This is a genomic window from Bacillus cereus group sp. BfR-BA-01441, from assembly GCF_022663075.1.
Classification (GTDB): Bacteria; Bacillota; Bacilli; order Bacillales; family Bacillaceae_G; genus Bacillus_A; species Bacillus_A cereus.
Genome location: NZ_JAKUEU010000451.1, coordinates 1 through 215, shown reverse-complemented (window position 1 = coordinate 215; position 215 = coordinate 1). Strand labels below are relative to the sequence as shown.

Sequence of the window (215 nt, the reverse complement as noted above, 5' to 3'; positions counted from 1 at the left end):
ATAATTGGATTCCCAAAATAGTAACCTTGCGGGAAATCCTCTCGTCTTATTTGTTCGTTTTGCAAGTTTGGTCGTGTTTTCTCCCACGGCTCTTTTATTGGATCGGCAACCCCCATTTTCGGTTGTTTTGCAGTGTGCTTTACAAGTAAGGCATAAGATCCGAGGTATTCGTCAAACTCTACATTCAATCTGATAGAAGGTTCATATACAGGTTT

1 protein-coding gene is annotated in these 215 nt (G+C 40.5%); it reads right to left on the bottom strand.

Annotation, left to right across the window (positions count from 1 at the left end; all coding sequences use genetic code 11):
• The coding region (locus MR107_RS31165) for a hypothetical protein (RefSeq protein ID WP_242293237.1) at positions 1-215 on the bottom strand (215 nt) is incomplete at both ends.